This is a genomic window from Bifidobacterium bifidum ATCC 29521 = JCM 1255 = DSM 20456 (genome assembly GCF_001025135.1).
GTDB classification, from domain to species: Bacteria; Actinomycetota; Actinomycetes; order Actinomycetales; family Bifidobacteriaceae; genus Bifidobacterium; species Bifidobacterium bifidum.
In genome coordinates this window covers 1,458,563-1,480,375 of sequence record NZ_AP012323.1, presented here as the reverse complement: position 1 = coordinate 1,480,375, position 21,813 = coordinate 1,458,563, and the positions used below count along the sequence as shown (strand labels likewise).

The 21,813-nt window shown below is 64.3% G+C and carries 12 protein-coding genes and 1 pseudogene; 9 read left to right on the top strand and 4 right to left on the bottom strand.

The features are described from left to right. Window positions 1–137 precede the first annotated feature (137 nt). Both secA and trpD read left to right on the top strand, forming a co-directional pair. Window positions 138–3,020, top strand: coding sequence for a preprotein translocase subunit SecA (gene secA, locus BBBF_RS06265; RefSeq protein WP_033509923.1), 2,883 nt, complete (start codon window positions 138–140; stop codon window positions 3,018–3,020). Between the two features lie 692 nt (window positions 3,021–3,712). Beyond that, window positions 3,713–4,759 carry an anthranilate phosphoribosyltransferase gene (gene trpD, locus BBBF_RS06260; protein ID WP_003813786.1) on the top strand — a complete coding sequence of 349 codons (1,047 nt, stop codon included), beginning with the start codon at window positions 3,713–3,715 and terminating at the stop codon, window positions 4,757–4,759. Between the two features lie 38 nt (window positions 4,760–4,797). On the opposite strand, the gene BBBF_RS06255 is transcribed toward trpD, so the two are convergent. Continuing rightward, the gene (locus tag BBBF_RS06255) at window positions 4,798–5,397 is read right to left on the bottom strand and encodes a hypothetical protein (protein ID WP_003813783.1); all 600 of its coding nucleotides are present in this window, start codon (window positions 5,395–5,397) and stop codon (window positions 4,798–4,800) included. A gap of 48 nt (window positions 5,398–5,445) precedes the next feature. Between BBBF_RS06255 and BBBF_RS06250 the strand changes: the two genes are divergently transcribed. Next, window positions 5,446–6,162: a lysophospholipid acyltransferase family protein gene (locus tag BBBF_RS06250; RefSeq protein ID WP_013363675.1), complete on the top strand. Its 717-nt coding sequence runs from the start codon at window positions 5,446–5,448 to the stop codon at window positions 6,160–6,162. A 97-nt stretch (window positions 6,163–6,259) separates the two neighbouring features. On the opposite strand, the gene BBBF_RS06245 is transcribed toward BBBF_RS06250, so the two are convergent. Together BBBF_RS06245 and BBBF_RS06240 are read right to left on the bottom strand one after the other, a co-directional pair. Continuing rightward, window positions 6,260–8,401 (bottom strand): Stk1 family PASTA domain-containing Ser/Thr kinase, encoded by a 2,142-nt coding sequence (locus BBBF_RS06245; protein ID WP_080665128.1) that lies wholly within the window; start codon window positions 8,399–8,401, stop codon window positions 6,260–6,262. 64 nt (window positions 8,402–8,465) lie between these two features. Next, window positions 8,466–9,563, bottom strand: a complete 1,098-nt coding sequence (locus BBBF_RS06240) for a polyprenyl synthetase family protein (protein WP_013363673.1) — start codon at window positions 9,561–9,563, stop codon at window positions 8,466–8,468. Window positions 9,564–9,760: 197 nt separating this feature from the next. Here BBBF_RS06240 and BBBF_RS06235 point away from each other — a divergent pair, with 197 nt between their 5' ends. The 3 genes from BBBF_RS06235 to BBBF_RS06225 all read left to right on the top strand — a co-directional run bounded on the left by BBBF_RS06235 (window position 9,761) and on the right by BBBF_RS06225 (window position 14,550). Beyond that, window positions 9,761–10,432, top strand: a complete 672-nt coding sequence (locus tag BBBF_RS06235; RefSeq protein ID WP_013363672.1) for a DUF4192 family protein — start codon at window positions 9,761–9,763, stop codon at window positions 10,430–10,432. A gap of 174 nt (window positions 10,433–10,606) precedes the next feature. Continuing rightward, on the top strand, window positions 10,607–12,109 hold the full coding sequence (locus BBBF_RS06230) for an RNA polymerase sigma factor (protein ID WP_161788274.1): 1,503 nt from the start codon (window positions 10,607–10,609) through the stop codon (window positions 12,107–12,109). Window positions 12,110–12,237: 128 nt separating this feature from the next. Beyond that, window positions 12,238–14,550, top strand: a complete 2,313-nt coding sequence (locus tag BBBF_RS06225; protein ID WP_021648595.1) for a DNA gyrase/topoisomerase IV subunit B — start codon at window positions 12,238–12,240, stop codon at window positions 14,548–14,550. A gap of 80 nt (window positions 14,551–14,630) precedes the next feature. On the opposite strand, the gene BBBF_RS06220 is transcribed toward BBBF_RS06225, so the two are convergent. Beyond that, the gene (locus BBBF_RS06220) at window positions 14,631–16,070 is read right to left on the bottom strand and encodes an aspartate ammonia-lyase (RefSeq protein WP_021648594.1); all 1,440 of its coding nucleotides are present in this window, start codon (window positions 16,068–16,070) and stop codon (window positions 14,631–14,633) included. A gap of 224 nt (window positions 16,071–16,294) precedes the next feature. Here BBBF_RS06220 and BBBF_RS09610 point away from each other — a divergent pair. From BBBF_RS09610 to BBBF_RS06205, 3 genes and pseudogenes are all read left to right on the top strand, one after another. After that, window positions 16,295–16,855: pseudogene (locus BBBF_RS09610) on the top strand (DUF2975 domain-containing protein); the annotation flags it as partial. Window position 16,856: 1 nt separating this feature from the next. After that, window positions 16,857–17,063 (top strand): helix-turn-helix domain-containing protein, encoded by a 207-nt coding sequence (locus tag BBBF_RS06210; protein ID WP_013363668.1) that lies wholly within the window; start codon window positions 16,857–16,859, stop codon window positions 17,061–17,063. Window positions 17,064–17,120: 57 nt separating this feature from the next. Further along, window positions 17,121–21,767: a DEAD/DEAH box helicase gene (locus tag BBBF_RS06205; protein ID WP_021648592.1), complete on the top strand. Its 4,647-nt coding sequence runs from the start codon at window positions 17,121–17,123 to the stop codon at window positions 21,765–21,767. Window positions 21,768–21,813 lie beyond the last annotated feature (46 nt).

The following is a 21,813-nucleotide window of genomic DNA, read 5'->3' as shown; positions in this document are numbered from 1 at the left end:
ACAAGTATCGATGGGCGTGTCCAGCGGGTCGGAACGGCAAAAATCCGAGTGTTCGCATATCATGGATGGAGTTTGTGCCTGATGTCGGGCATCAGGCTATGCTCGTTGACGTACGAAAGCTTAAACAGGGAGCGAATGTGGTAGATATCGTTGACAAAGCCCTCCGCATGGGAGAAGGGCACCAGCTCAAGAAACTGGAGAACGTGGCCAAGGCCGTGAATGCCCTTGAGGACGAGATTTCCGCTCTGTCCGATGAGGAACTCAAAGGCCAGACCGCCAAGTTCAAGCAGCGACTGGACAACGGTGAGAACCTTGACAAGTTGATGCCCGAAGCGTTCGCCACCGTCCGTGAGGTGTCGAAGCGCACTCTGGGACAGCGTCACTTCGATGTGCAGCTCATGGGTGGCGCGGCCCTGCACTGGGGCAATATCGCCGAAATGAAGACCGGTGAAGGCAAGACCCTGGTCGCGGCGCTCCCGAGCTACCTGAACGCACTCGAAGGCAAGGGCGTGCACGTGGTCACGGTCAACGACTACCTGGCAAGCTACCAGAGCGAGCTGATGGGTCGTATCTACCGCTTCCTCGGCATGAACGTCGGCTGCATCATCACCGACCAGAAGCCGGCGGAGCGCCGCAAGCAGTACAACGCCGACATCACCTACGGCACCAACAACGAGTTCGGCTTCGACTACCTGCGCGACAACATGGCGTGGGAGAAGGCCGATCTGGTGCAGCGCGGCCACCATTACGCCATCGTCGATGAGGTCGACTCCATCCTCATCGATGAGGCCCGTACCCCTCTGATCATCTCCGGCCCGGCCGAGGGCGACGTGACCCGTTGGTACCGCCAGTTCGCGCGTCTCGTGCCGAAGCTGACCCGCGACGAGGACTATGAGGTCGACGAGAAGAAGAAGGTCGTCGGCGTGCTCGACCCGGGCATCACCAAGGTCGAGGACTTCCTCGGCATCGACAACCTGTACGAGCCGAGCAACACCGCACTCATCGGCTACCTCAACAACGCCATCAAGGCCAAGGAACTCTTCCTGCGTGACCGCGACTACGTCGTCACCCACGGCGAGGTTCTGATCGTCGACGAGCACACCGGCCGTATCCTGCCGGGCCGCCGTTACAACGAGGGTCTGCACCAGGCGCTGGAAGCCAAGGAGAACGTGGAGATCAAGGCCGAGAACCAGACCTTCGCCACGATCACCCTGCAGAACTACTTCCGCATGTACGACAAGCTCGCCGGCATGACCGGTACCGCCGAGACCGAGGCCGCCGAGTTCATGGGCACCTACAAGCTGGGCGTGCTGCCGATCCCGACGAACAAGCCGATGATCCGCAAGGACCAGGACGACCTCATCTTCCGCACCAAGAAGGAGAAGCTGGCCGCCATCGTCAAGGACGTCGCCAAGCGCCACGCCAAGGGCCAGCCGGTGCTGCTGGGTACCGCATCCGTCGAGTCCTCCGAGGTCGTCTCCTCGCTGCTCGACGTGGCGGGCATCGACCATCAGGTGCTCAACGCGAAGCAGCACGCCAGCGAGGCCAAGGTCGTCGCGGTCGCCGGCCGCAAGGGCGCCGTCACCGTCGCCACCAATATGGCCGGTCGTGGTACCGATATCATGCTCGGCGGCAACGTCGAGTTCCTGGCCGACCAGAAGCTCAAGTCCGAGGGCTATTCCCCCGAGGACACGCCGGACGAGTACGAGAAGCGCTGGCCGGGCACCTTGGCCGAGGTCAAGGAGCAGGTCAAGGACGAGCATGAGGAGGTCGTCGAGCTTGGCGGTCTGTACGTGCTCGGCACCGAGCGCCACGAATCCCGCCGTATCGACAACCAGCTGCGCGGCCGTTCCGGCCGTCAGGGCGATCCTGGCGAGTCCCGCTTCTACCTGTCGCTGGAAGATGACCTGATGCGTCTGTTCAACACGCAGCTCGTCGCCCGCGTCATGGCCAAGGGCATGCCGGAAGGCGAGCCGATCGAGGCGAAAAGCGTGTCGAAGGGTGTGCGCACCGCACAGAAGACCGTCGAGGCGCGCAACTTCGAAATCCGTAAGAACGTCCTCAAGTACGACGACGTGATGAACAAGCAACGTACCGTCATCTACTCCGAGCGTCAGGCGGTGCTTAAGGGCGAGGACATTCACGGTGATATCGAGCGCTTCATCGCCGATACCATCGACAGCTACATCAAGGGTGCCCAGAAGGGTTCCAGCAAGCCCTCCGACTGGGATTGGGACGGCCTGTTCAAGGCCCTCAAGACCGTGTTCCCGTTCGAGCTTGACCAGGATGCCGCCAAGAACGCCGCCGACAAGCTCAAGGGCGACAAGGCCGTTGCGGCCGTGCGCGACTCCCTCGTCGATCAGGCCAGGGAGGAGTACGCCGAACTTGAGGAGAAGGTCGGTGAGGAAGGCCTGCGCCAGCTGGAACGCCGCGTGGTCCTCGCCGTGCTTGACCGCAAGTGGCGTGAGCACCTGTACGAGATGGACTACCTCAAGGATGGCATCGGCCTGCGCGGCATGGGTCAGCGCGACCCGCTGGTCGAGTACCAGCGCGAAGGTTACCAGATGTACAACTCCATGATCGAGGCGATCAAGGAGGAGTCCGTCCAGCTGCTCTTCCACGTCGACGTGCAGCAGGTGTCCAGGAGCGAGGAAGCCGGCATCGAGTCCGATGACGCCGCCGTTGATGAGGCCGAAGAGGCCGTCGGCGCCGCTAGCTCCGAAGTCGACAAGGCCGAGGACGCCGGTGAGGCTGAGACTGCGGAGGAATCCGACGAGAAGGTCGCCATCGCCCAGTCCGCCAAGGAATCCACTGCAGGCGAGGCCACCGCGCCGATCACCGGCCCGGCTCCGATCAGCCATGCCGAAGGCAAGGTGCCCGCCAACAAGCGCCCGAAGAACGAGGAGCTGAAGACCCCGTGGTCTGACGGCCGTACGTTCCCCGGCACGTCCAAGAACGCGCAGTGCCCGTGTGGTTCTGGTCGCAAGTACAAGATGTGCCACGGCCAGAACGAAGAGTGATATAAGCTCTCCGGACTAGACGAGTAAGTGGCTCCCCTCGATGTGAGGGGAGCCACTTGCGTTTTCGGGGGGAGAGGAAGGGCTTGTCCGCGGGTTGAGCCCGTCGATTATTCGCGGGGCCGCGGAATCGAGGTTCGCCGAGCCTCATTCGCTGTACAACGCACGATTTTGATGGATTCGCGCGTGTTGTACAGCGATACCGCAGGACAACGCGTGCATCAATCGGTTGACGCGTGCGTTGTCCCACGACGCAAATCGCGGAATCGTTGGAATTCTGCCGTTTGTAAAATGCCGCTATCTGAGGTTCCCGATATCGTCTCAGGACAACGCGCGCATCAATCGATATACGCGTGCGTTGTCCGCCATATTCGGTGCCCATCAGTGCAAAGGCCTGGTACGCGCGCGGCGATCTCATTGACCCTGCAGCGATTCCGATCCATTGCCCGGCAAAGCCTTGGGATACTGCATAACGTTTCAGTCGGGACTCCCGTAGCGGCATCGTGGCGATGCCTGCCGCGTTGCCTGCCCTGATTGTCGGCACGCTGTCCGGGCCGGACAAGTAAGTGGCTCCCGCTGACGGGAGCCGATGATGTTTTGCAATATGGAAGATTACGGGCGACGAAACGACAAGCCATTACAATGAGGCGACGAATACATATCACGCGGCGTGACGAAACGCCAAGGAGGGCATCATGGCCGAGATCACATGGAAGTCGATTCTCACCAAGCTGGTCGGGGGAGACCACCTGAGCGCTGAGGAATCGGAGTGGTTCGTCGACGACCTGATGCAGGGCAACGCCGATCCGGCCGCCGTGGGTGCCGCGTTCGCCATGCAGGAGCAGCTGGGACTGACCGCCGACGAGGTGTGTGGCGCCGCAAAGGCCATGGTCTCCCACGCCGTGCCGCTCAACGTGTCCGGTGAGACCACCGACATCGTCGGAACCGGCGGTGACGGCTTCGCCACCGTGAACCTATCCACGATGGGTTCCGTGGCCGCAGCTGCGGCGGGCGTGAAGATCGTCAAGCATGGCAACCGCGCCGCCTCCTCGAAGTGCGGAGCCGCCGACGTGCTCGAGGATCTCGGCCTGCCGATGGATCTGAAGCCCGAGGCGGTCGGGGAGATCGGCGACGAGGTAGGCATCACCTTTGCGTTCGCCCGCACCTTCCACCCGGCCATGCGCTTTGTTGGCCCGATTCGCGCCGCGCTCGGCATCCCGTGCGTGTTCAACATCCTGGGACCGTTGACCAACCCGGCCAATCCGGCGTATGTGGCCATCGGCTGCGCCAACCGCAAGCTGAGTCCGATCATGGCCGCCGTGTACGCCAGCCGCGGCCAGTCCGGCCTGGTCTACACCTCGCACGAGGGCCTCGACGAGCTTGCCCCCACCGGCCCGATCTCCGTGTGGGAGATTCGCGACGGCAAGGTCACCGAAACCGATTTCGACCCGACCGTGGATCTGGGTCTTGCCAAGATCTCCGTCGAGCAGCTCAAGGGCGGCGAACCCGATGTGAACGCCGCCGCGTTCACGGACTTCTTGGCCGGCAAGGACATCCCGTCACGCACCACCGCGTTGCTCAACGCTGCGTCCGCCATCGTGGCAGACGGCAACCTGGTCGGCGACGGCACACTCGCCGAGCGGTTCCGTGAGGCGTATGCGCTCGCCGAGAACACCGTCGATTCCGGCAAGGCCGCGGCCCTGTTCGGCAAGTGGATCGAGACCGCCAAGTCCAAGGCCTGATCATTGCGGTGCCCGTCCGATGAGGACGGGCACCGTCGTCACACCCGCGCGCCGTCGTCGAACATGTCGGTGCGTGTCTCGGTGTGCCCCTTGTGTTGGAGGATGAGGCCGGCGCCGCCGACCAGCGCGCACAGACCGAATATGGAGCCCAGGAACGTCGCCAGGGCGGGTACGAACACGGATGCGATGATACCCGCGACGCCTGCGACCAGCAGGATCCAGAACACCAGCTTCGAGGCGTTCACGCGGCCGATTTTCGGGTTCGGCGGCACGAAGTCATCGCCGTACTCGTCCATGACGTCATCGGTATCGAGCCAGCTGCGGCCGCCATGGTCGCGGGGGCCGCGCTGGTGCAGCGGCACCTTGTCATCGGTGAACGTGCCGGCGTCCAGATCGTCGACCGACAGCAGCGCCTCCTTCTCCTTGCGCTGCGCATGCTTCTCGAAGCGCCGCGCGTTGCGCGAGCGCTCGACGTCCTGCAGGTCGTTGGCATGCTCCGCGGCGAAGGCGGCCCAGTCGAGATCATCGCCGGCATTGGAGCCTGTGTCATGCCCGTCATGTCCGGCGCGCGGCGTGGTGTTTGGATGTTCTTCACCCGCGTTGGTATCGTTGTGGTTGCTATCGTGATGATCGGTCATACCGTCCTACTGTAATCAGGCGGACGGCCAAACTTGGGAGGTGTCATCGTGCTGTACTGGTTCTTTGTCAAAGGTTTCGGTTGGATTGCCCGTCGTCGTATGGGACCGACGGCGATCGGACTGGAGAACGTGCCGCGTGAAGGCGGTGCCATCATCGCCGCGAACCATCTGGCGGTCATCGACGATGCGCTGATACCCATCACCTGCCCGCGCATGGTGCATTTCATGGGCAAGGCCGAGTATTTCGAAGGCAAGGGCATCAAGGGCCGGTTCAAGAAATGGTGGTTCACGTCGGTGGGAGTGTTCCCCGTGGACCGTTCCGGCGGCTCGAAGTCGCTGGGCGCGTTGGCCCACGCCCGTGAGATCCTTGAGGAAGGCCACCTGTTCGGCATCCACGTGGAGGGCACGCGCAGTCCTGACGGGCGACTGTACCGGGGCCACACCGGTGCCGCGCGCCTTGCTCTGGAGACCGGCTGCCCGCTGGTGCCGACCGCGTTGGTGGGAACGCGCGAGATACAGCATCCCGGTCAGGTCATCCCGTCGAAGGGCAAGACGAAGGTGATATACGGCAAGCCCATCCCGGTGGATCGCAAGGACGCCGACGAGATCACCCATGAGGAGGTGCGGGCGCTCACCGACCATCTCGTCAGCGAGATCCGAAAGCTCAGCGGACAGGAATACGTGGACGAGTACGCCCAGAAGGTCAAGGCGGAGCTCAAGGCCCGGCAGGAGGCCGAAGCCGCAACCGCCGGCGAAGGCCACTGACCGACGATCCCGAACGCGAACGAAGCGGCTCCCCCTCTCAAACTGATAGAGGGGGAGCCGCTTCGCGTATATGCCGGTATATGCCGGCGCGCCGCCGTCACACGACGGTGAGCGTGATGACGGTCTTGTTGCCGTTCGTGTCGCGCAGCCTCGTCTTGCCGGTGGCGCTCTGCTGCTGCACTAGGCCGAGGATGTTCAAGCCGCCGGTCTTGACTTCGAAACCGAGGGATTCCAGCGTCTTGATGGCGTCGCTCTTGCTCTTGCCGACGAGGTTCGGCACGTCCGCGGTCTCGGGCCCCTTGGATACGGTCAGCTTCACGGAGTCGCCCCAATGCAGTTCGGTACCGGAGTCGGGCGAGGCGGAGATGACACTGCCGGACTTGACGCTGTCGCTGTACTCCTCCGAAACGGTGGTCTTGAGCTTCGCGTTGTCGAGGGCGGTCATGGCCTCGTCCTTGGTCTTGCCGACGATGTCCGGCATGGTGACCGGCATGAGTCCCTTGGACAGTACCACGGTGATCTCGGCGTTGTGGTCCAGGGTCGAGCCGGGCGTCTCGGAAATGCTTTGCAGGGCTCCCTCCGGCAGCGTCATCGAATATTCGGCTGAGGAGTCATCGCGTTTGATGTTGGTGAATCCGGCGTTCTCAAGCGCTTTGATCGGATCCTTGCCATCGGCCGACGTCGGATCCGCGATGTCGCTGGGGATGGTCGCCTGCTTGACGCCAAGCGACACCGTCACCGTGATGCGTCCGTTGTGGCGCTTGCTGATATGGGTGCCGACGTTCTGCGGGTCGGCGGAGATGATGTTCCCCTTGGCGACGGTGTCGCTGTACGCCTCGGAGAAGGTGAACGGGATGTTCGCCACGTTCAGCGTGCTCTGGTAATCGCTCCACTTCGCCCCGACGATGGAGCATTCGGTGTTCTCCTTGCAGGAGATGTCGGTGGGCTGCGGCAGCGTCCAGTAGCTGCCCGGACCGAGGAAATACCACCATGAGCCGCCTGCGCCGGCGACGAGCGCCACGACGAGCACCACCACGAGCGTGATGATCAAGGGTTTCTTCGAGCGCTTGCGCTTGGCGGGCTCCGAGCCTTGGTCATCGAGCGGGCGCGCGTCCATCAGCCCGATGGTGAGTGTGGAATCCTGCGGCGTGATTACCTGGGTGGCGGAGACGTCCTGGGGTGCGGTGCCTTCAGGCATCACCGAAGTACGGGCCGTGGCAGGGTCGGTGCCGGTCTGCGGGGCGGTGCCGGTGCGCGAATCGAACAGCGGCGGCGCGGGCGGGGCCGGGATGGCACCCACCAGCGCGGGGGCGGTCGGCTCCTCGGTATCGCCGCCGGTGCCTACGTCGGCGGGCTTGCGGTACTGCCATGCGTCCATCGGCAGGTTCGCGGTCAGCTGTTGCAGCTCATGCAGGGCGTCGGATGCGTCGGCGGGCCGTGCCTCGACGGCGCGGGCGGTCAAATGCGAGACGAAATCGGCGACCTGCTGGTTGATGCCCGTGCAGGTCGAGGTCAGGGACGGCACGTCCTCATGCACGTGCTTGAACACCATGGTGACGGGATTGTCCGATGTGAACGGCACGTCGCCGGCGAGCATCTCCCAAGCCATGATTCCCACGGAATACAGGTCCCCCTGCATGGTCGCCTTGTTGTCCTCGATCATTTCAGGCGCCAGATACGCGGCGGTGCCGAGCAGCATGCCGGTGGTCGACAGTGTCGCCTGTGACGCGGCCTTCGCCAGACCGAAATCGGTGATCTGCACGTGCCCGCGGTCGTTGATCAGGATGTTCTCGGGCTTGATGTCGCGGTGGACGACGCCCACGCGGTGCGCCGCTGCCAGTCCGTCCAGCGTCTCGGAGATGACGCGCAGCATCTCGCGCACGCTGAACGTGCCCTGCAGGTTCATGTCGTGACGCAGGTTCACGCCATGCACGTATTCCATGACCAGATAGTCCAGCCCATTGAACTCTCCGGTGTCATACACCTGCACGATATGTGGGTTCGCGATCGCCGCGGCGGACTTGGCCTCGCGGTGGAACCGTTCCACGAACTGCTCGCGGTGCGCTCCCTGCGCCAGCTGCATGTGCATGATCTTGATGGCGACGCGGCGTTCGAGCCTGGTATCCTCCGCCTCGTACACGGTCGCCATGCCGCCTTCGGCGATTTTGCGTATGACGCGGTACCGCCCCTCTATCATTCGTCCCTGCGGCTCTTGCGACGTGGCTGCGACTTCACTCATGGTTGTATCGTAAGGTTCTTTCTGCTGGAAAACGGCATTTCCAATACATACGTTGGCGAAAACTCTACGCTTTGATGATCGGGATGAACCTCATGCATGCCTCGGTGAGCGTGCGCTCGTCCTGCGGTGGGAGCCGCAGGTCCCCTATGGCATGAAGCGTGCCCTGCCACAGTGCGCGGATGCGCCGGCGGGATCGGTCGATGGCGCCGGTACCTTCGAACAGCTCGATGCACCGGCGTACGTCGTCGTCGCCCCGCGACTGCGACGAGAACATGTCGATCAGTGTGCGGCGCTGCCTCTGGTCGGCGCCGCTGATCGCGTCCGCGAGCAGCACGGTGCGCTTGCCCTCCCTGATGTCGCCTCCCACGGGCTTGCCGGTGGATCTGCTGGATCCGATGACGTCCAGCAGGTCGTCGGCGAGCTGGAACGCCTGGCCGAGCGGCAGTCCGATGGCCATGGCGTCGGCATGTGCCCGCCTGGGGTCTCGGCCGGAGGCGAGAAGCGCGAATTCGAGGGGCGCGATGGTCGTGTAGCTGGCGGTCTTCCATCGGAACACGTTCATGGATTCCCGTGCGAGCCGTTCCGGCTCGTCCAATGGAGACAACTCAACTGCGAGGTCGAGCACCTGCCCGATCTCCACCTCGCGGTGCATGCGCAGGAACGTCGAGACGATCATGTCGGGCCGGGGCATCCGTTGCGCCGCGGCATGGGCGATGTCGACGCTGGCGGTGGCGAGCAGGTCTCCCAGCATGATGCCCAGTCCCCGGCCGAGCGACGCGCTGTGCGACGTCGTGCCGAGCGCCTTGTGGGCCGCGGGTTTGCCCCGTCGCAGGTCGGAGTCGTCGATGATGTCGTCATGGACGAGCGCGGCGGTCTGGAAGACCTCTATCGCGCAGGCCAGGTCGAGCACCGCGTCGCGTCCGCGGGCATGGGCGTCATCGTCGTCATGCCCCTGCGGGTCGGTCGCGTCGAAGGCGTGGAGGGCCAGCAACGCCCTGAGCCGCTTGCCGCCTTCGCTGGAGACCAGGGCCTGACGCGCGACCTCGCGGGATATGGTCAGGCACGGGCCTTCGATGGTGTCGTCGGCGTCGAGTGCCATGAAACGGTCCACCGCGTCGGCGATGCGGGACTCGATCAGGGCCAAATCAGATGAAACAGTCATACCAAGAGGTTATCCACAGGGTTTTACGAATACAAGAACTGCGGATTTGCAAGCCTGACAAGCCTTCGACCACATAGGTTGGATTTCGCCCTGAAAACCGGCCCGATACGGCATAGTTGATGGTATCCCGTCGCGGGGGCGGCGGTCGCCGGCATCGTGCGCCGGCGGTGGATGAGACCGGTAAGGGGGACCACGATATGGGACAGGAGACGAACACGCAGGCCGTCCGGTATGCGGAGGCGGTCGCGGACGATGACATGCTGCGCGAGGACGATCTCAGACGCATGCGCAATGAATACTGCGAGCGCCGCAAGCTCAGCGGCACCGTGGCGGCGGACGCGCAATGGGCCGATGAGCCGTTCGACCATTGGCTGGCGGGCCTGTCGGCGCAGCCGCGGGCCATCGATGACGCCTCGATCGCCGCGCTGGTGGTGGGAATGACGGTGACGTTGTCGATCAGGGACGCCCTGATCATGTCATTGGTGGCCGGGGACACCTGCGCCGACAAGCGCACGATGATGGATTTCGCGTCGCGCTCGCATGCGCCGGATGTGCAGAGCCGCATGTGCAGGGAGCTGCAGGGCGCGTTTTTCGACGAGCGACGTCGGCCCGACGAACCGAGATGCCGGGCCGGCACCGACATGCTCGTGGCCATGGCCGATCGCGTTCCGGAGAGCTTCAGCGTGCAGCCGCTGGCCGTGCTGGCGTATGTGATGTGGTGGATGGGCGACAGTCGAGCGGTGGCGTTCGCGTTGCGCTGCCTGATGCTGGATGAGGACTGTTCGCTGGCGGCGATCGTGTGCTCGGCGTACCAGCGCGGCGTGATGCCGGCGTGGATGGGTGCCGGCCCGCATCACGACGCCGCATGACGGCTCGCGGGAGACCATCGGTTCCACGCCGCAACGAGCCGTGGGAATAATCGTCCTTGGAAGATGGTTAACTCACATAGTTGACGATTTGCTCTTGCCAGAAGTGCGCCCGATGTGGTATAAGCACGCTTGGCATGATGATGCAGGAGGATGAGTTTGGCCACGAAGGATACGATGGCGACGACAGTCCCGGACGATACGGACGCCAAGACGAAATCCGAGAAGAAGGGGACCGCCGCGCGTACGGCCTCTACGGCAGACAAGAAGACCGCGGCGGGCAGGAAGTCCGCCGCGGGCAAGAAGACCTCGTCGAGGTCCGCTGCGTCCAAGTCCACGGTACGCGAGTCCTCGGCGAAGGCAGCCGCGCCCGCGAAGCCCACCCGCAAGCGCGCCGCGTCCAAGTCGGCGAAGGCCGTCAAGGACGAGACCGAGGAGATGGCGAAGACCGAGGAACTCGCCAACGAGGATTCCTCGGACGATCTCGACGACGTCCAGGTCGATGAGGATGGTCTGGAGAACCTTGACGACGATCTCGACGATGTCGATGACGGCGGTCTGGATGGCGACGATGATGACATTGATGACGAATCCGGTGAGGATGACGACGTTCCCGAGGACGAAGAGGACGACGAGGGGACCGAACCCGGGCGCAAGGAGCCTGAACAGCCCAAGGAGAAGGGCGCGTTCGTGGTGCGCGACGATGACGACGACGAGAACCTGACCCCGTCGGGCAATCCGAAGCGCCGCGTCATCGCTGCGGGCGCCACAGCGGATCCGGTCAAGGACTATCTCAAGCAGATTGGCCGTGTCAGCCTGCTGAACGCCGAGCAGGAGGTGGACCTCTCCGAGCGCATCGAGGCCGGCCTGTACGCCCAGCACCTGCTCGATACCGAGAGCGACGGCATGGACTTCAAGCGCAAGCGCGAGCTCAAGTGGGCGGCGAACGATGGCAAGAAGGCCAAGGACCACCTGCTGGAGGCGAACCTGCGACTCGTGGTGTCGCTGGCCAAGCGCTACACCGGCCGTGGCATGCGCTTCCTTGACCTGATTCAGGAAGGCAACCTGGGCCTCATCCGAGCCGTCGAGAAGTTCGACTGGAAGAAGGGCTTCAAGTTCTCCACCTATGCCACGTGGTGGATCCGTCAGGCCATCACCCGCGCCATGGCCGATCAGGCACGCACCATCCGCGTGCCCGTGCACATGGTCGAGGTCATCAACAGGCTGTCGCGCGTTCAGCGCCAGATGCTGCAGGACCTGGGCCGCGAGCCCACGCCGGACGAGCTGGCCCGCGAGCTCGACATGCCGGTCGAGAAGGTGCAGGAGGTGCAGAAGTACGGCCGCGAGCCGATCTCGCTGCACACGCCGCTGGGCGAGGACGGCGATTCCGAGTTCGGCGACCTCATCGAGGACACCGACGCCATCGCGCCGTCCGACGCGGTCGCGTTCTCGCTGTTGCAGGAGCAGTTCAAGCAGGTGCTGGAGACTCTGAGCCCCCGCGAGGCCGGCGTCATCAAGATGCGTTACGGTTTGGAGGACGGCCAGCCCAAGACGCTGGACGATATCGGCCGCGTGTACGGCGTGACCCGTGAGCGTATCCGCCAGATAGAGTCCAAGACGATGTCGAAGCTGCGCCACCCGTCGCGCTCCCAGACCCTGCGCGACTTCCTTGATCAGTGATCGCGCCGCTCGGCAGCGCGATCACGCGAGGAGGGGCGGTCCAGTGGACTGCCCCCCCCGACGGAGCCATCCGTTGATAGCTCCCCTCGATGAGGAGAGCCGCGAGTTATACAGAAAATAGGATTTGTATGCCCAAACAGGAATACGGTGCCGACAGCCTTACCGTGCTCGAAGGCTTGGACGCGGTGCGCAAGCGCCCCGGCATGTACATCGGCACCACCGACAGCCAGGGTCTGATGCACTGCCTGTGGGAGATCATCGACAACGCGGTGGACGAGGCGCTTGCGGGCGCCTGCGACCATATCACGGTGACCCTGCACGACGACGGCTCCGTGGAAGTGGCCGACAACGGCCGTGGCATCCCCGTCGACGTCGAGCCGAAGACCAAGCTCACCGGCGTCGAGGTCGTGCTGACCAAGCTGCATGCCGGCGCGAAGTTCGGCAACGCGTCCTATAACGCGGCCGGCGGCCTGCACGGCGTCGGCTCGTCCGTCGTCAACGCGCTGAGCTCGCGTCTGGACGTCGAGGTCGACCGCGACGGCAAAACCCATCACATGGCCTTCCACCAGGGTCATCCCGGCGTATATTCCGACACCGATCCCGAGCATCCGTCCCCGGACGCGCCGTTCAAGCGCACCCGCAAGAACCGCCCGACCGAGCTGGAGATCATCGGCAAGGTCAGCCCGAAGACCACGGGCACGCGCATCCGGTACTGGGCCGATCCCGAAATCTTCAACGACACCGCCGAATTCAGCTACGAGCAGCTCATCGACCGTGTGCGCCAGACCAGTTTCCTGGTGCCGGGACTGCGGATCACCGTCATCGACGAGAACGTGCCGGAAACCGGCGACGACAGCGTCGACGAGATGATGGAAGTCGATGCCGCACAGACGCCCGCCGACGATGGAACCGGCCTGATGGACGCTGCCGACATCGTCTCTGCGGCCGACACGGCTGTCGAAGATACCGTTGAAGCGGGTGAAGCCGAAGCGCGACCTGCCGCAGTCTCCGCCGCGGTCGAGACGGCGAAGGTGGACGCGGCCCGTCACACGCACGCCCGCGTCGAGGAATTCCGCCACACCGGCGGTGTCAAGGACTTCGTCGATTTCCTGTCCGCGGGAGAGGCGGTATCCGACATCTGGCGCATCACCGGCGAGGACACCTACGAGGAGGAGACCCAGGCGGTCGGCGAGGGCGGCGAACTGCACGCCCAGAAAGTCACCCGCAAATGCGGCGTCGACATCGCGATGCGGTGGACCAACGGGTACGACACGACGATGCGCAGCTTCGTCAACGTGGTCGAGACGCCCGGCGGCGGCATGCACGTCGACGGTTTCCTCATGGGGCTCACCAAGCAGATCCGCAAGGCCGTTGAAGACAACGCCCGCAAACTCAAGGTGAACCTCAAGGACTCGAACATGCGCGTCGAGCGCGACGACATCTTGGCCGGACTCGTGGCCGTCGTCACCGTGCGCATCGCCGAGCCGCAGTTCCAGGGGCAGACCAAGGACGTGCTCGGCACCGCTCCCGTCAAGCCCATCGTCACCAGGATGACCGACAAGCAGTTCGGCGAGATGATCACGGGCTCCAAACGCGGCTACAAGGAGCAGTCCGGTCGTGTGCTGGAGAAGATTGTCGGCGAGATGCACGCCCGCATCCAGGCGCGCAAGACCAAGGAGGTCACGCGCCGCAAGAACGCGCTCGAATCCGCCGCCATGCCGTCGAAACTGTCCGACTGCCAGCCGGGCAACGACGATGTGGCCGAGCTGTTCATCGTCGAGGGCGACTCCGCGCTCGGCACGGCCAAGGCTGCGCGCAATTCCGGATTCCAAGCGCTGCTGCCGATCCGAGGCAAGATACTCAACGTGCAGAAGGCATCGTTGAGCCAGATGCTCAACAACAAGGAGTGCGCCGCGATCATCCAAGTGGTCGGTGCGGGATCCGGCGCCGGTTTCGACATCGAGCAGTCCCGCTACCACAAGGTCATCATGATGACCGATGCCGACGTGGACGGCGCCCATATCCGCATCCTGCTGCTCACGCTGTTCTACCGGTACATGCGCCCGCTCATCGAGCACGGGTACGTCTACGCCGCCGTGCCGCCGCTGCATCGCATCGCGCTCGCCGGCTCGCACAAGGGCGAGTTCATCTACACGTACTCCGATGACGAGCTCGCCGGCCGTCTGGCGGACCTCGAACGGCGACACATCTCGTACAATCCCGACATCCAGCGCTACAAGGGTCTGGGTGAGATGGACGCCGACCAGCTCGCGGACACGACGATGGATCCGCGCACGCGCATGCTGCGGCGCATCCGCATGGAGGATGCGGCACAGGCGTCCGAGATATTCAGCCTGCTCATGGGCGACGATGTGCCGCCGCGCAAGGCGTTCATCGTCGACAACGCCGACGATTTCGACCGCTCCAAGATCGACACCTGATCCGGCTTTCTGCCGGCTGTGCACTGCTCGGGCCGCCGTCGGCTTGTATCAGGCCGGCGGCGGCCCGAGCCGATATCCGTCTACTGATGCTCCCGGCAGGTCTGGCCGAGGCGGCGCGACAGGGCGATCGGGTCGAGCAGCTCGTCGAGCGTCGACGCGGGCAGGTCGGTGTGCTCGCCGGCGACATCGCGCACGGTGCGATTGTCGTTGGCCGCTTCCTGGGCGATGTCGGCCGCGTGTTCGTATCCGATGGCGCCGTTCAGTGCGGCGGCGATCGACGGGGAGTATTCGGCGTAGCGGCGCCCCGTCGAGGCGTTGATGGTGATGCCGGACACGCAGCGCTCGCGGAACATCGCCATCGCGCGGGTCAGCAGCTCGATGCCGTTGAGCAGTTCGTGGATGATCACCGGGTCGAAGGCGTTGAGCTGCAATTGCCCTTCGGATGCGGCCCATGTGACGGTCGTGTCCATGCCGAACACCATGAAGCAGCATTGGTTCACGCATTCGGGGATGACCGGGTTCACCTTGCCGGGCATGATGCTGCTGCCCGCCTGCCGTGCCGGCACGTTGAGGTCGTCGAATCCGGTATGCGGGCCGGAATTGAGCAGCCGCAGGTCGTCGGCGGCCTTTTTCAGGTGTATGGCGAGGTTCTTGACCGTCTGCGACGTGGCGATGTATCCGCTCATATCGGTCATGGCCGCCACGGGATCCGCCGCCGCGGTGATGGGCAGCCCGGTGATGGCGGCCAGATGGCGTGTGGCGGTCGTGCGGAACCGCAGGTCGGCGCAGATGCCGGTGCCGATGGCGGTGGCGCCGAGGTTCAGTGTGGTCAGTTGCGGGACGACGTGTTCGAGTGCCAGGAGGTCGCTTTTCAGGAAGCTTGCGAATGCGTGGAATTCCTGACCGTAGGTCATCGGCACCGCATCCTGCAGCTGGGTGCGTCCGATGGTGACGTCGTTCGTGTGCTTGTCGGCGAGGTCGTGGAACGCCCGCGTGAGTTTCTTCGTCTCTTCCGCGAGCGGCCCGATGGCGTCGATCAGCGCGAGCTTGCAGGCCGCGGGGTAGGTGTCGTTGGTCGATTGCGAATGGTTCACGTCGTCGTTCGGGTGGATGAACCCATAATCGCCTTTGGGATGCCCGCCGAGCTCCAACGCCCGATTGGCGATGACCTCGTTCATATTCATGTTCGTCGATGTGCCGGCGCCGCCCTGCAGCACGTCGACCGGGAACTGGTCGGCGAGCTCGCCGTTCTCGACGTCGTGGCATGCGGCGACGATGAGCCGTGCCTTGTCGTGGTCGATCAGTCCGAGCTCGTCGTTGGCTTCGGCACAGGCGCGTTTGACGGTCGCATAGGCCCGCATCAGCTGGGGATGGGTGGAGTCCGCGATGCGGGAGACGGTGAAGTTACCGAGCGCCCGCTGCGTATGGATGCCCCAATACACGTCTTTCGGCACATCCATGTAGCCGATGCAGTCGTGCTCCTTACGCGTGACCGTGTGTATCGTGTCATTGCCGACCATGTTGCCGCCTTTTCTCGTTCAGGTTTTCCGGGTCAATCATCTCGTTTTTATTCGAGAAACGCTATGGTTGCGCTGAGCGCGAATGACCATGCGTCCGTGAACGGGTCCGGAGCGCGGCGGATCGGCGCGCTCGTTCGGCCTGCGAGAACGGATATCCTGCGGTTCGCCTAGCATGTGTACGAACGTACATACCACTGGATAATACCGGGAGAATCATGGCCAATTTGCTGCTCGCCGTCCCCTACGGATTGGGCGCAGGCGGCGTCGATGCGGCGCTGAACAACTGTGTGGCGATCCATTACGCGAGTCGTCACATGAACTGGCTGCACTGCATGCGGGGGATCGGCGCGTCCGCGGCGGGGCAATGCGCCATGGTCGTGGTGTCGGGCGACGTCGTGCAGGCCAACCCGGAATTCGCTCCGTCGCGTTGGGTGTATGCCGTCGCGGGCATACTGGGCGTGGCGTGCGTCGAGGAGGCGATGGTGCCGCTGTGGAATCTGCTGACGTTGGTGGACCGGCTTGACGTGTTCTCCGGCCGCGCGGTTCGCTGGGTCGATGCGATCATCGCATGCGCGGCGGTGGAGGCGGCGCTGGTGTTGTTCGTGACGCTGTACGGAGGTCTCGCCCATGCCGAATACCGCGACCCGGCGTCGGGCGCCTATGTGGATGTCGCGCTGGGCGCGGTCGGCCTGCTGCTGCTCGCGGCGTTCGTGCTGCTGATGCTGGTCATGCGCTCGCTGCTGGCCGCCATCGCCCAGCACGACAAGCTGGAGGTGGTGATCTGACATGGCGATCCGAGTGAACCTCGACGTGATGCTCGCCAAACGCAAAATGTCGGTGGGGGAGCTGGCGGAACGTGTCGGCATCACGCCGGCGAATGTCTCGGTGCTGAAGAACGGGCGGGCCAAGGCCATACGCTTCTCCACGCTTGACGGCATCTGCGAGGCGCTGGAGTGCCAGCCGGGCGATGTGCTGGAGTGGGTCGAGGAGTAGGTCGCCCGTCTTCGAGCGGTGTGTCGTGGGTCTAGGCTGCATCGCATAATCGAATATATGTACGAATGTTTGAATCTGTTCTCGGGTCCTACCAGGGCATGGTTCAAACATGTGTTTGATGTACCTACTGCGGCGCAGAGCCAGGCATGGCCGGTCATCCATGCCGGGGGCAATGCTCTGGTGGTCGCGCCCACCGGCTCGGGCAAGACATTATGCGCGTTCCTCTCGGCCATCGACCGCCTGATGACGGGAGAGGCGGATCGTCTGAACGGCTCTGGTGCCATGACCGCTCCGAAGGGCGCGGCTGACGTTTCCGGAGAGCGGCGTCGGACTCGGCGTGTCAAGGTGCTGTACGTCTCGCCGCTGAAGGCGCTGGCCGTCGATGTCGCGAAGAACCTCCGCGCTCCGCTCGACGGCATCGCCGCCGAATGCGAGGCGTCCGGCCTTGCCGCTCCCGATATCGGCATCGCCATACGCAGCGGTGACACGACGACACGGGAGAGACGCGCCATCGCCTCCCATCCGCCGGACATCCTCGTCACGACGCCGGAATCGCTGTATCTGCTGCTGACGTCCAAGGCGCGCGTCATCCTGCGCGACGTCGAAACGGTGATACTCGATGAGGTCCATGCCGTCGCCGGCACCAAACGGGGCGCGCACCTGGCCGTGAGCCTGGAACGGCTGGATGCGCTCGCCGGGCATGCGACGCAGCGCATAGGGTTGTCCGCCACGGTAAGGCCTGTCGACGAGGTCGCGAGATTCGTCGGCGGGATCCATCCCGTGACCGTCATCAATCCGCAGGAGAGGCCCGCGATGGATCTGCGCGTCGTTGAGCCGCTGGAGAACATGAGGGACCTCCAATCAGCCAATGTGCCCGGCCGTGCGGGAGGCGTCGGCGCGTCGGCGGCATCGGCCCCGCATATCAGCGGCGTGACCCCGGCCATGAGACGGCTCGCCGAACGGCGTGGCCTGCCAGTGTCGCCGGATCGACGGTCGGTTCTGGTTTCGCCGGAGGATTCGCAATACGATTCGCAGGCGATCACCGGCGCCGCGGGGGATCGGGCGGGCGGATCCATATGGCCGGTGATCGAGCGGGACGTGCTGGATCAGGTGCTCTCCCACCGCACCACACTGGTGTTCGTGAATTCGAGGGGCTTGGCGGAGAAGCTCACCGCCAGGCTCAACGACCTGTATGCACAGGATCATGGCACCGATGCCGCGCAGACGCAGTCACCGGAGGGGCGCAGTGGGTTTTCCCGGCATTACGATCCCGTGGTCGGCTCCACGACGATGCTGGCTCGGTCTCACGATGACGGGGACGTCATCGCGATGGCCCATCACGGGTCGGTGTCCAAGGAGCGGCGCAAGCGGATCGAGGAACAGCTCAAACATGGCCTGCTGCGTTGCGTGGTGGCCACCAGCAGCCTGGAATTGGGCATCGACATGGGGTCGGTGGATCTGGTGATACAGATATCGCCTCCGTTGTCGGTATCGTCAGGATTGCAGCGCATCGGACGCGCGGATCATCGTGTCGGAGGGGTGTCCCACGCGCTGATCTACCCTTTGACCCGGGAGCAGATCATCGGGGCGGCGGCGAGCGTGGAAAGCATGCGTGCCGGCGACATCGAACCGATATCGGTGATCCGCAACCCGCTGGATGTGCTCGCCCAACAGACCGTCGCGGCCGCATCGATGGAGGACCTCAGGCCGGACGACTGGTATGCGACGGTATGCAGGTCGGCACCCTTCCGCGACCTCGACCGCGGCACGTTCGACTCGGTGATGGGCATGATGACGGGGGCCTACGACAGCGAGGACTTCTCCGCCTTCCGTCCCTGCCTGATGTGGAACCATGATGAGGACCTGATCTCCGCCCGCCCCGGGGCGCAGCGGCTCGCCGTGACCAGCGGCGGCACGATTCCAGATCGCGGACTGTACACCGTGGTGCTGCCCGAGACGGATGGGGGCAAAGGGCCTCGAAGAGTGGGGGAACTCGACGAGGAAATGGTGTACGAGTCCCGTGTCGGCGACATCATCACCCTGGGTACATCCACATGGCAGATTCAGGAAATCACCCGCGACCGCGTGATCGTCACCCCGGCACCGGGCAGGACGGCCCGTCTGCCGTTCTGGCACGGGGACGGCAGCGGCAGGGACTGCGGGTTCGGTACGGCCGAAGGCGCTTTCATTCGGCAGGTCTGCACTGGGCTGACGGATGCCGCAGAAGCGGGCCATCCACGGTTCGACACCGCCACGGCAGACCGCCTGCACGATGACGGGCTGGACGACAACGCCGTGGAAAACCTCGCCCGACTGCTGGCGGAGCAGAGGAAGGCCACCGGCGTCGTGCCGGATGACCGCCGCATGGTGATCGAACGTTGCCCCGACGACGAGGGGGACTGGCGGGTCATCATCCATTCCCGATATGGCCGTCGCGTGCATGAGCCATGGGCGATGGCAATCACCGCGCGTCTCAAGCAGCGTTATGGATTCGACGGCCAGGCATACGCCGCCGATGACGGCATCGTCCTGAGGCTTCCCGCCCAGGAGCATGACATCGATGTCCCGGAGCTCATCAGGTTCGACCCTGACGACATGCAGCGCATGATCGAGACGCAGGTGGGGGAGACGGTGCTGTTCGCGGCCCGGTTCAGGGAATGCGCCGCACGCTCGCTGTTCCTCCCCAGAACCGATCCCGGCAGGCGCGTGCCGCTATGGCAGCAGAGACTGCGTGCCGCGCAACTGTTGAACGCCGCGCGGCTGAAACGCAATTTTCCGCTGCTGCTGGAAACCGCCCGCGAATGCCTGCAGGACGATTACGACATGCCCGCGTTGCGTCGCATCATGACGGACATTCAGTCGGGAAACATCGGTCTGGTCGATGTGACGACCGACATTGCGTCCCCATTCGCCGAGAACCTGCTGTTCGGCTATGTGGGCACCGTCATGTACCAGTACGACGTGCCTCAGGCGGAACGATCGGCGCAACTGCTGTCGATCGATCCCGATGTGCTGGAACGGCTGCTGGGGCAGGCCGATTTCTCGGCGATCATGGATCCTCGGGCCGTGCATGAGGTCGAGGAGGAGCTGGGGCACAGGACGTTCTGGAACGAGCTGCCGGACGATGACATCGATGGCCGGGTCGCAAGATATGCCAAGACGCACGGGCCTTTCACTGTCGAACGGATGATGGCGGACCTGTCGATCGACGCGGCCGGCGCGGTGCACGCCTTGGACATGCTCAAAGCACGAGGAGAGGTCCTTGACGGCATCGCCGCCGAGGACGGAGGAAAGGCATGGCTGCACAAGGAGGTGTTCCGACGCATCCGGGCCAGGTCGCTGGCCAAGGCCCGAGCCGAGACCAAGCCCGTCGAATTGAGCGAATACCAGACATTCCTTATCGGGCTGCAAGGTGTCGGGCCGGTGGGCGGCGAACGATATGACGGCGAAGACGGGGTGATGCGTGTCATCGAGCAGCTGGAAGGCGTCGCCCTGCCTCCCTCGGTATGGGAATCGTCCGTATTGCCGGCACGGGTGCGCGACTATCGTCCGGCGATGCTCGACGGCCTGCTCTCCTCCGGCGAGATCGTCTGGGTGGGTTCCAAGACCACCGGCAGCAAGGCGAAGGAACCAGGACTCGTCGCATTGCATCCGGCGGACTCCCTGCTTCTGACAGTGCAGGATGGGGAGAAGAACGGCGAAGCCCCCGGGGAGCCGGTCACGCTGCCGGATGCGGTGATGGCCGTGCTGGCACCGGGCGGGGCATATCATGCGAATCAGCTCGCAGGGCTGACGCGCGCGGCATGGGACGCGTCGTCGGAATGCGTGGACGAATCCACCGGCGAGATATTGCCCCACCCATGGTCCGACTCCCAGTTCGAGGAGGCCCTATGGTCGCTGGTCTGGCAGGGGAAGGTCACCAACAGCTCGTTCGATCCGCTGAGATCCCTCGGAGCGTCATCCCATGCGGTGAAGGCCCCAGCCCGTGCATCACGGCGCAGGGTGCGGGTCAGGGTCAGTGTCCCGGCGAACATGACGGGACTATGGTCCGCCGTGCCTCATGCAGATATGCAGGAGGCGTCCGCGGAGCGGGTCGCCATCGCGCGGATTGAGGCGTTGCTGGACCGTTACGGCGTCATAGCTCCGCCCATGATCGACAAGGAACGTCTGGACGGCGGATTCTCGGGCCTGTATCCGGTGCTCAGACGCATGGAAGAGCATGGCGCATTGATGCGCGGCATGTTCGTCAGCGGATGCGGTGCCGCACAGTTCGCGTCGCGTCAGACCGTGGATGCGCTGCGGGCATGCGCGGCGGAACCCTCCGCGGTCGTGTTGGACGCCACCGACCCCGCCAACCTGTACGGAAGCGTCATCGCATGGCCACGAACGATAGGCGGGTTTTCGATCAGGCCGGCGCGGCGCTCCGGCGCATCGGTCGTGCTCCGGGGTGGACGATTGCTGGCATACGCGGTGCCCCGAAGCCATCATCTGTTGCTCGCGCAGGACGCGGATCCCGCATTGCAGCAGGCCTGCAACGAGCTCGCCTACGCATTGCAGCGAAACCTGCGTGACGGGGGTATTCGCGGGGGTGTCACCTTCTGTGATGCCAACGACGAGCCATTGACTGTGCGAGGCGAGTGGTCGCGCATGCTGCACGTCGCGGGATTCGTCCCCGTACCCCAAGGCATGAGGCTCTACTGCTGACAGCCGCCGCCGGTCTCCGATATGTTCCGCCGCCAGCGCCAGGTCA

Coding starts and splice junctions, on each gene's coding strand:
- BBBF_RS06245 (WP_080665128.1), bottom strand. CDS start 8,401: ATGAGTGAAGTCGCAGCCACGTCGCAAGAGCCGCAGGGACGAATGATA.
- BBBF_RS06240 (WP_013363673.1), bottom strand. CDS start 9,563: ATGACTGTTTCATCTGATTTGGCCCTGATCGAGTCCCGCATCGCCGAC.
- BBBF_RS06205 (WP_021648592.1), top strand. CDS start 17,121: ATGTACGAATGTTTGAATCTGTTCTCGGGTCCTACCAGGGCATGGTTC.
- BBBF_RS06235 (WP_013363672.1), top strand. CDS start 9,761: ATGGGACAGGAGACGAACACGCAGGCCGTCCGGTATGCGGAGGCGGTC.
- BBBF_RS06230 (WP_161788274.1), top strand. CDS start 10,607: ATGGCGACGACAGTCCCGGACGATACGGACGCCAAGACGAAATCCGAG.
- BBBF_RS06220 (WP_021648594.1), bottom strand. CDS start 16,070: ATGGTCGGCAATGACACGATACACACGGTCACGCGTAAGGAGCACGAC.
- BBBF_RS06225 (WP_021648595.1), top strand. CDS start 12,238: ATGCCCAAACAGGAATACGGTGCCGACAGCCTTACCGTGCTCGAAGGC.
- BBBF_RS06255 (WP_003813783.1), bottom strand. CDS start 5,397: ATGACCGATCATCACGATAGCAACCACAACGATACCAACGCGGGTGAA.
- trpD (WP_003813786.1), top strand. CDS start 3,713: ATGGCCGAGATCACATGGAAGTCGATTCTCACCAAGCTGGTCGGGGGA.
- BBBF_RS06210 (WP_013363668.1), top strand. CDS start 16,857: ATGGCGATCCGAGTGAACCTCGACGTGATGCTCGCCAAACGCAAAATG.